Origin of the sequence: Hydrogenophaga sp., assembly GCF_051007235.1 — a bacterium.
GTDB lineage: Bacteria > Pseudomonadota > Gammaproteobacteria > Burkholderiales > Burkholderiaceae_C > Hydrogenophaga.
Map to the genome: position 1 here is coordinate 1 of NZ_JBPCSJ010000320.1, position 4,807 is coordinate 4,807.

General features: G+C 68.9%; 3 protein-coding genes and 1 pseudogene. 1 reads left to right on the plus strand and 3 read right to left on the minus strand.

The window, feature by feature from the left end:
* The coding region (gene mrdA, locus ACR2JA_RS11360) for a penicillin-binding protein 2 (protein ID WP_434009190.1) at positions 1-1,866 on the plus strand (1,866 nt) is incomplete at its 5' end.
* Positions 1,867-1,888: 22 nt separating this feature from the next.
* Here mrdA and ACR2JA_RS11365 read toward each other — a convergent pair.
* The 3 genes and pseudogenes from ACR2JA_RS11365 to ACR2JA_RS11375 all read right to left on the minus strand — a co-directional run.
* Positions 1,889-2,647, minus strand: a complete 759-nt coding sequence (locus ACR2JA_RS11365) for a sulfite exporter TauE/SafE family protein (RefSeq protein ID WP_434009191.1) — start codon at positions 2,645-2,647, stop codon at positions 1,889-1,891.
* A 62-nt stretch (positions 2,648-2,709) separates the two neighbouring features.
* A pseudogene (locus ACR2JA_RS11370) lies at positions 2,710-4,056 on the minus strand (ATP-binding protein).
* A 153-nt stretch (positions 4,057-4,209) separates the two neighbouring features.
* Positions 4,210-4,807 (minus strand): nickel-dependent hydrogenase large subunit (locus tag ACR2JA_RS11375; protein WP_434009192.1); only part of this gene is annotated, 598 nt, incomplete at its 5' end.

Below are 4,807 nucleotides of genomic sequence, written 5' to 3' on the forward strand. Positions count from 1 at the left end.
GTGTTGCCAGTGGTGCCCAACCGGGGCCAGATCCTGGACCGCAAGGGCCGCGTGCTGGCCTCCAACTACTCGGCCTACACGCTGGAGATCACGCCGTCCAAGGTGGAGGACCTCAACGGCACGATCGAGGCGCTGGGCCAGCTGGTGAACATCGAGGCGCGCGACAAGCGGCGCTTCCACAAGCTGCTGGAGGAGTCGCGCAACTTCGACTCACTGCCCATCCGCACCCGCCTGAGCGACGAGGAGGTCGCGCGCTTCACGGCACAGCGCTACCGCTTCCCCGGCGTGGACGTGCGCGCCCGCCTGTTCCGCCAGTACCCCAACGGCGAGGTGGCCAGCCACGTGATCGGCTACATCGGCCGCATCAACCAGCGCGAAAAAGAACAGATGGACGACTGGCCGGAGGAAGAGCAAGCCAACTACCGCGGCACCGACTACATCGGCAAGCTCGGCGCCGAGCAGAGCTACGAGCGCGAGCTGCACGGCCTGACCGGCTTTGACCGCGTGGAAACCTCGGCCGGTGGCCGCGCCGTGCGTTCGCTGGCCAACACACCGGCGACACCGGGCAACACGGTGGTGCTGTCGATCGACATCCAGCTGCAGAAACTGGTGGAAGACATGTTCGGCGACCGCCGCGGTGCGCTGGTGGCGATCGATCCGCGCAACGGCGAGGTGCTGGCCTTCGTGTCCAAGCCGACCTTCGATCCCAACCTCTTCGTCGAAGGCATCGACGTGGACAACTGGAAGGCCCTCAACGAGTCGCTGGAGAAGCCGCTGCTCAACCGCGCGCTGCGCGGCACCTACCCGCCGGGCTCGACCTACAAGCCCTTCATGGCCCTGGGCGCACTGGAAACCGGCACCCGCAGCGCCAACACCGTGATCAACGATCCGGGCTTCTGGATGTTCGGCAACCACCGCTTCCGCAGCCACGGCGACGGCGGCCTGGGCGCGGTCAACATGTACCGCAGCATCGTCAAGTCGAGCAACGTGTACTACTACTCGCTGGCCAACGAGATGGGCGTGGAGGCCATGCACGACTTCATGGCGCCACTGGGCCTGGGCCAGATCACCGGCATCGACCTCAAGGGCGAGGTGCGCGGCGTGCTGCCCAACCAGGAATGGAAGCGCAACACCTACAAGCGACCCGAGCACCAGAAGTGGTACGCGGGTGAAACGATCTCGTTGGGCATCGGCCAGGGCTACAACAACTTCACCATGCTGCAGCTGGCGCACGCCATGGCCACGCTGGCCAATGGTGGGCTCAAACACAAGCCGCACCTGACCCTGGCGACCGAAAACGTGGTCACACGCGAGCGCACGCCGCTGGCGCAGGAGGCGCCGGTCAACCTGGGCTACAAGCCCGAGCACATCGAGACCGTGCTGCGCGCCATGCACGGCGTGACCACCGAAGGCACCTCGGCCGGCGTGTTCGCCGGCGCCGGCTACGCCAGTGGCGGCAAGACCGGCACCGCGCAGGCCGTGACCATCGGCCAGAAAGACCGCTACGACGCGCGCAAGCTCGAAGAGCACCAGCGCGACCACTCGCTCTACCTGGCCTTCGCCCCGCTGGAACAACCCACCGTGGCGCTGGCGGTGGTGGTGGAAAACGCCGGCTTCGGTGCCACCAGCGCAGCCCCGATCGCGCGCCGCGTGTTCGACTACCTGCTGCTGGACCAGTACCCCAACCCGCAGGACCTGGAAGCGGTCAGCAAGGGGCAGGCGGGGCGGCCGATCGGCACACCGCTCAAGGCGAGCACGATGCCCTGGCCACCGGGCAGCAACACCCCCGCGCCGCCTGCGGCGTCACCCCCTCCAGGGGGCGATGCGAGTGGCCCGGCGAAGCCGGTTCCACCGCATCCTCGATAGAAGTCACGTCGCGCCGACCGCGCTACCGAAGCCATGCGTCGTGAGACGTCTTCAGGATCAGGGCGCTGACCACGACGATGAACGCGATCCGCACAAAGCCGCTGCCGTGCTTGAGCGCCAGGCGCGTGCCCAGCAGGCTACCGATCACGTTGGCCGCCGCCAGCGGCAACACGAAGTGCCACCAGATGTGCCCCTTGCTGGTGAACAGGATCAGCGCGGCGGCGTTGGACGCGGCATTGAGCAGCTTGGCGCTGGCACTGGCGTGCAGGAAGTCGTAGCCCAGCCAGCGCACAAACAGGAAGACGAAGAAGCTGCCGGTGCCGGGGCCAAAAAAGCCGTCGTAGAAGCCGATCACCAACCCCAGCGTGCAGGCGGCCAGCGTCTCAGCGCGGGCGGCCATGGTGGGCGCGTGGTGGCGGCCCAGGTCTTTGCGCATCAGGGTGTAGCCCAGCACCAGCACCAGCACCAGGGGCAGCGCCTTGCGCAGAAAGTCGGGCGAGATCACCGTCACCGTCCAGGCGCCCGCCATGGCGCCGGCAAAACACACCGCCACCGCGGGCAGCAGCGCGTGCCAGGGCATCTTGACCCGCTGCGCGTACTGGTAGGCCGCCGCGCTGGTGCCCCAGATGGACGCGCTCTTGTTCACGCCGAACAGCGTGGCCGGGTGGGTGGTGGGGAAGATCGCGAACAGCGTGGGCGCGAGGATCAGGCCACCGCCCCCCACGATCGAATCGACGAAGCCGGCGAACAGCGAGGCCAGCGAAACCAGAAACAATTCCATGCGGCGATTGTCGCCGCCGGTCCGCACAGCGGGTGAGGGGGACCCGATGGTCTCCCAGCCGCTCAGGCCCGCGGCAACTCCAGCACGAACTCGGCCCCGCCGCCCTCGGCGTTGCGGGCGCTCAGGTGGCCACCATGCTGTTCGACGATGCCGTAGCTGATCGACAGGCCCAGCCCCGTGCCCTTGCCCACCGGCTTGGTGGTGAAGAAGGGGTCGAAGATGCGCAGCAGGTGTTCGGCCGGGATGCCGGGGCCGTTGTCGCGCAACGTCACGCGCACCGTCGGTCTGTCGGGTTCACCGGTGCAGGCCATCTCCACCCACACCATGGGCTCGGGCCGCTGCGCCATGGCGTCGAACGCGTTCTGCAGCAGGTTCATCATGACCTGCTGCAGCTGCCCGGCGCTGCCCAGCACGGTGCAGGCCTGCTGCGGTCGCCAGCACACCTCCACCGGCGCGGGCCGGCCTTTCTGCACCCAGTGGATGGCGCGACCGATCACCTCGACCAGGGGCACCGGCTTGCGCTCCTCCGGGTCCATGGCCGAAAAGCGCTTGAGGCCGTGCACGATGTCGGCCGTGCGCTGCGCGCCTTCGAGCGTGCCCTCGATCAGCGAGGGCAGGTCGGCCAGCAGGTGGTCGATGCGCAGCTTCTCGCGTTGCTGCTGCAGCAGGGCCTCGGGCTGCCGGGCGTGGAAAGCCGCGATGTAGCTGCGCAGGCGTTCGCTGTACTTGCTCAGTGCGTGCACATTGCCCAGCACGAAGCTGATCGGGTTGTTCAGCTCGTGCGCCACACCGGCCACCAGCTGGCCGAGCGAGGCCATTTTTTCGGAATGCAGCAGCTGCTGCTGCGTGCGCTTCAAGGCCTCGTGCGCGGTGCGCATCTCCTGGTAGGCGAGCTTGAGCTCGGCCGTGGGCCGGCCCACCCACACCGTGCCGACGCGTTAGCCGTTGGCGCCGAAGCGCGGCGTGCAGTTCGCGTCCACCGGCACCGGCTGGCCCTGGCGGTCCAGCAGGTTCAGTTCGATGCCCTGGCCCGACCGCGGCGCGTCGCTGCGGTCCATGGCCGCGCGCGCGGCGGCCACGCTGGCGGCGTCGGCCAGCAGGTCGGCCAGGCTGCTGCCGCGCAGCCGCTCTTCGCTGCGGCCCACCAGCTCGCACAGCGCGGCGTTGGCCTGCTCGATCAGGCCGCGCTCGTCGCAGACCACCAGCACGTCCGACATGGAGGTGAGCACGCTGAAGATGAACTGCTGCGACTGCTCCAGCTCGCTGTTCTTCTTCTCCAGCTCCACCTCGTCGTCGATCAGCCGCGTGTACACCTCGTCCATCTTCTGGATCACGTCCAGCCAGGTCGACTCGTCCACGCCCTCCATCGGCACGGTGGGCAACGGGCTGGGCGCGCGGTCTTTCGTCATGGTGAAACAACAGCTCCGGAGCGCGTGACCGCGCATCCTCCAGGGGCGCCGTGCAACCGGCTTCGCCGGGGCACAGGCGCCGTCCCCCTGCCCAGCGCCGAAGGCGCGCCAGAGCGGGGGGAAGACGCGAAGCGGCGCAGGGGGGTGTCCATATCAATGCACCGTACAGACCATGCAGGGGTCAAAAGAACGCACGATGTGCTGGACAGCGACCGGGGTTTTCTCGCCCTCCAGCACCGGAGCATCCACCAGCGCCTGCTCCAGCGCACCGGGCGTGCCCTGGGCATCGCGCGGCGAGAAGTTCCAGCTGGTGGGCGCGACGATCTGGTAGTTGGCGATGCGGCCGCCGCGCACCACCAGCCAGTGGCCCAGCGCGCCGCGCGCGGCCTCGGACAGGCCCACACCGTGGCCCTCGTCGGGCAGCTCGGTAGGCACGCAGAAGGCCTCGGTCGGGCGGATGGCCAGCAGCCAGTTTTCCATCATGGGCAGCACGCGCGCGAGTTCGAGCACCCGCGCCAGCACTCGGGTGAACACCGTGCCGCCGTGGCGCGCCACGGCATCGCGCACCAGCGGGTGGGCGCTGGTCAGCTGGCGGGCGATGGCCCCGGTCTCGACCACCTCGCCGCCCAGGCGTGGCGCCTTGTTCCAGGTGTAGGCACCGGCCTTGTCGGGCTCGGGCCGGGTGACGCCGTGCAGCGGGTGCAGCGGCTCGCGCGGCTGCGCCAGCCAGGCGTGGGTGGCGTCTTCGGTG

Excerpts from the sequence above, each read along its gene's own strand:
- ACR2JA_RS11365 (WP_434009191.1), bottom strand. The coding sequence starts at position 2,647 with ATGGAATTGTTTCTGGTTTCGCTGGCCTCGCTGTTCGCCGGCTTCGTC.